Origin of the sequence: Mycobacterium sp., assembly GCF_049683935.1 — a bacterium.
Taxonomy (GTDB): domain Bacteria; phylum Actinomycetota; class Actinomycetes; order Mycobacteriales; family Mycobacteriaceae; genus Mycobacterium.
The window spans coordinates 1-3,853 of sequence record NZ_JBAUJR010000471.1; the positions used below are offsets into that span (position 1 = coordinate 1).

Below are 3,853 nucleotides of genomic sequence, written 5' to 3' on the forward strand. Positions count from 1 at the left end.
CCCGCGGGCTCGCTGGTGCCGCGGGCGAAGACGACCTCGACGTCGGGGCAGGGCTGGGCCGCCGCACTCGGCAGGGGCAGCATCAGGGTGGCGGCCATCGGAATTGCCGCCGCGGCGGAGACGGCCGCCAGTATTCGGCGGCTCACGCGGTCAAAAGTCACAAGTCACCGTATCTCACCGGGGCTACAGCAGTCCCGCCACGAAGCCGGCGGCCTGGTTGGTCAGGCCCGTCGAGACGTAGTTGCTGTGGGCGGGGATGTTGTCACCGGGTCCGCACACCGGGTCACCGGCGTTGCACAGGTCGATGGAGCGTGCTCCCCAGACCGGACTGGTGGTCAACGGAAGACCGACCTTCGCCGACGGATTGCCGAACACCGCGATCGCTGCGACGAAGTCCGGGGTGTTGGGCGGTAGCGGGTTGGTGAAGCCGGCACCCGGGACCGGGATGGCGGCGATGATGTCGATCACGGCGGCGCCCTGCGAATACCCGCCGAGCACCAGTCGGGTGTTCGGGCAGTTGTTGATCATGTACTGGATGTGACCGCTGGCGTCGTTGGCTCCCGCGGCGACTTGGAGGAAGTCGAAGGTGGCCGGGTAGTTGACGGCATAGGCGCCGACCGAGCGGCCGCCGACCTGACCGCGTAGCGAGTCGACGAAGGCCGCCCCAACCCGGCCGAGGCCGGCCGGTTCGTCGGTGCCGCGGGCGAACACCACCTCGATGTCCGGGCAGCCCTGTGCGTGAGCGACGGCGGCGGTCTGGGGGGCAGCGACGGCCGGCGCGACGAGCATCGTGGCGGCGGTGAGGACGGCCGCCACGAACGAGGCGATCCGGCCTGCCGGGCGAGCATCAAGATCGATCTTCATCACACGATGTTAGCTAGTGGATCTAGCTGATGCCCACCCGATTATTTCGGAGTCGTCTCCAGTTCGACGACGGGTGCATCGGGCCAGGTCACGTCGTCGAGTTGCTCGCTGCGGTCCCCCTGGCGGGCCAGCGCGAGACCGATCAGCACCACGGCGCCGCCGATACCCTGCGTCACGGAGATGGCCTCACCGAGCAGCACCCATGCCGCCAGCACCGCGAACATCACCTCGGACAGGCCGACCAAGGATGCGAACCGGGGCCGTAGTCGGGTGATGCCGATGATGCCGAGCGTGTAGGCGATCGCCGTCGGGACCAGAGCCAGCGCGATGACGGGGACGAGCCACGATGTGGTGAAGCCCGCGATCACGGTGTTCTCGGCGGTGAAGGTCAGCGGCATCACCCCGGCGACACCGATCAGTCCGACTGCCGCGGCGCCGACGATGAGCCCGCCGGCGGCCAGCGTGATCGGGTGCAACCCCGCCTCGCCGTTCGGTCCCGACCCGCCGACCTTGTCCGACATCAAGAAGTAGCAGGCCGCGCAGACGGCGGCAGCCAGGCCGAATGCCACCCCGACGGCGTTGATGTCGGCACCGGCGAGCCCACCCGATCCGAACACCCCGAGGACCAGCATGATGCCCGCGACGGCCAGCGCCACGCCCGCGAGCGTCAGGGTGGTGGGTCGCCGTCGGGTGGTGGCCCAGAGCCAGCCCACCACGATGATGGGGGCGGTGTACTCGAGCAGCAACGCGACGCCGACCGACAGGTGGGCGACTGCGTTGTAGTAGAAGAGTTGGGCGCCTGCGATCGGCACGAGCCCGTACAGAACCACCGTGCGGGCGTGGGTGCGTGCCTCGCCCCACCATCCGGGGCGCACAACCGAGGCGAAAGCGGCCATCGCCAGTGCGCCGCCGAGCAGCCGGGCCGTGACTGCGGCGGTCGGGCTCCAGCCGGCCTCCATCAGTGACTTCGCAAAAGGTCCCGACGATCCGAACGCGAAGGCCGAGCCGATCGCGAAGAGTAGGCCCATACGGAAATTCGAAGCCACCGGTTCACCTCCAGAAGATGTCGCCAAGGATGTAATGAGTAAAATGAATTACGGTCATGACGGTATCGCCGAAGGGAGTCATGAGTCAAATGCTTTTCAATCATGACACCGAGCTCACGTTGCGCGCGGTGTGTGTGCTGATCAACACCGACCGGGTCGAGGGCGAGCAGCTCGCAGACCTCGCCGCCCTCGATGAATACCTGGCCACGTTCGGTTGGACCGGTCGGCGTGATCGCGACGAGGCCGAGTTGGAGTCGGTGCGGCAACTGAGGGCGCGGCTCGGTCGGCTGTGGGAGATCGCCGACGACGAGGAACGTGTGGTCGGTCAGGTCAACGCGCTGCTCAGTGACACCCGCGCGGCACCCTGGCTGACGCGCCACGCCGAGATGCCCGAATGGCATCTGCACCTCGCATCGATCCACGACCCGCTGTGGCAGCGGATGGGTGCGGAGATGGCGATGGCACTGGCCGACCTGATCCGCTCAGGCGAGTTGCGGCGGCTCAAGGTCTGCGCGGCGCCCGACTGCGAGGCCGTGCTGGTCGACCTGTCCCGCAACCGGTCGGGGAAGTTCTGCGACACCGGCAACTGTGGCAACCGTCAGCACGTGGCGGCCTACCGCGAGCGCCGCTCGAACAAGTGAACCGACCTCTGCCGCAACGCCGTTACGCTGGCGTAGGGGGAGAGAGCCGTTGCAACCTACGACACGCCTGCACGTCAGCGGATACCGGTTCCTGGTGCGTCGGATGGAACACGCGCTGGTCCGCGGTGACACCCGGATGCTGGACGATCCGATTCGTGCCCAATCGATTTCACTGGCCGCGGGAGCGGTGCTGGCCGCCGTTGCCGCGGCCGTGTGCGCCGTCCTCGCGCTGGTGCGGCCGGCCGGCGAACTCGGGGACTCCCTCATCGTCGTCGAACGTGAGACCGGCGCCATGTACGTCAGGGTCGGCGACACCGTGCATCCGGTGTTCAACCTCGCTTCGGCAAGGCTGGTGGCAGGTAGGCCGGCAGACCCGCGCCTTGTCGGCCGCCGGGCGGTGGAGAGCGCCCACCGGGGCTCGCTGATCGGCATACCCGCTGCGCCGGAGAAGATCTCGACACCGCTGACCGCCGAGGAATCTGTCTGGACAGTGTGCGACGACAGGCGTGGCGAGACCACTATCATCGCCGGTCCGATCGCCGACGGTGTCGTCGCGCACGGGCCCGCGGTTCTGGTGACACCGCGGGGTGGTGGCGCCGCCACGACGTACCTGCTCTACGACGGTCGGCGGGCCCGGGTGGACCTGCGCCACCACGCCGTGGTGCGCGCATTGCAACTCGACGGGATCGTGCCGAGGCCGGTGTCGGAGGCGGTGCTGTCGGCGATCCCCGAAGCGCCGGCGATCGTCCCGCCGATCATCACCGCGGCCGGCTCTGCCGGCCCCTCCACGCTTCGTGACCACCCGGTCGGGTCCGTGCTGAAAGTGCCGCGCGTGGACGCGGAATCGCCAAGTGACACAGACTATTTTGTGGTTCTCGCCGACGGTGTGCAGCGCATCGGGCACGTGGCTGCCGATCTGATCCGCTACACCGATGCCCGCGTCGGCGAAGAGATCCCCACGGTGGGGCCAGGCCTGGTCGGCGCCGTACCGGTGGTCGAGGAACTGCCTGTCACGACGTTCCCGGACCGCGGCGGGGTGACCGACGCCGCGGTGATCTGTTCGCGCTGGCGTCCGGGCCCGGCCGGGGAGCGTTCTGACACCACGGTTCTGGTCGGTGCGGCGATCCCGACGCCCGGGTCCCCGGTCGCGCTGGCGCAGGCCGATGCGGACGGTCCCGCGGTCGATGCCGTGCTCGTGCCCGCCGGACGTAGCGCGTTTGTGCGTTCGGTCGGCCTCACCGGTGCCGGACAGAGCACGGGGTCGCTTTTCCTGGTCGACGACTCCGGAGTGCGGTACGGAAT

At 68.8% G+C, this 3,853-nt stretch carries 4 protein-coding genes and 1 pseudogene; 2 read left to right on the forward strand and 3 right to left on the reverse strand.

The genetic code is table 11. The features are described from left to right. The 3 genes and pseudogenes from WA965_RS26660 to WA965_RS26670 all read right to left on the reverse strand — a co-directional run. Positions 1 to 134 (reverse strand): annotated as a pseudogene (locus WA965_RS26660) (cutinase family protein); the annotation flags it as partial. Positions 135 to 183: 49 nt separating this feature from the next. Next, on the reverse strand, positions 184 to 864 hold the full coding sequence (locus WA965_RS26665; RefSeq protein ID WP_526294912.1) for a cutinase family protein: 681 nt from the start codon (positions 862 to 864) through the stop codon (positions 184 to 186). Between the two features lie 41 nt (positions 865 to 905). After that, positions 906 to 1,892, reverse strand: a complete 987-nt coding sequence (locus WA965_RS26670; RefSeq protein WP_526294916.1) for an EamA family transporter — start codon at positions 1,890 to 1,892, stop codon at positions 906 to 908. A gap of 107 nt (positions 1,893 to 1,999) precedes the next feature. Here WA965_RS26670 and WA965_RS26675 point away from each other — a divergent pair, with 107 nt between their 5' ends. Both WA965_RS26675 and eccB read left to right on the forward strand, forming a co-directional pair. Further along, a complete protein-coding gene (locus tag WA965_RS26675) occupies positions 2,000 to 2,551 on the forward strand; it encodes a CGNR zinc finger domain-containing protein (protein WP_526294910.1) in 552 nt (183 codons plus the stop codon). A 49-nt stretch (positions 2,552 to 2,600) separates the two neighbouring features. Then, the coding region (gene eccB / locus WA965_RS26680) for a type VII secretion protein EccB (RefSeq protein ID WP_526448222.1) at positions 2,601 to 3,853 on the forward strand (1,253 nt) is incomplete at its 3' end.

Bases quoted from the DNA above. Each gene is read 5' to 3' on its own strand.
- WA965_RS26665 (WP_526294912.1), bottom strand. From the start codon at position 864: ATGAAGATCGATCTTGATGCTCGCCCGGCAGGCCGGATCGCCTCGTTC.
- WA965_RS26670 (WP_526294916.1), bottom strand. From the start codon at position 1,892: ATGGGCCTACTCTTCGCGATCGGCTCGGCCTTCGCGTTCGGATCGTCG.
- WA965_RS26675 (WP_526294910.1), top strand. From the start codon at position 2,000: ATGCTTTTCAATCATGACACCGAGCTCACGTTGCGCGCGGTGTGTGTG.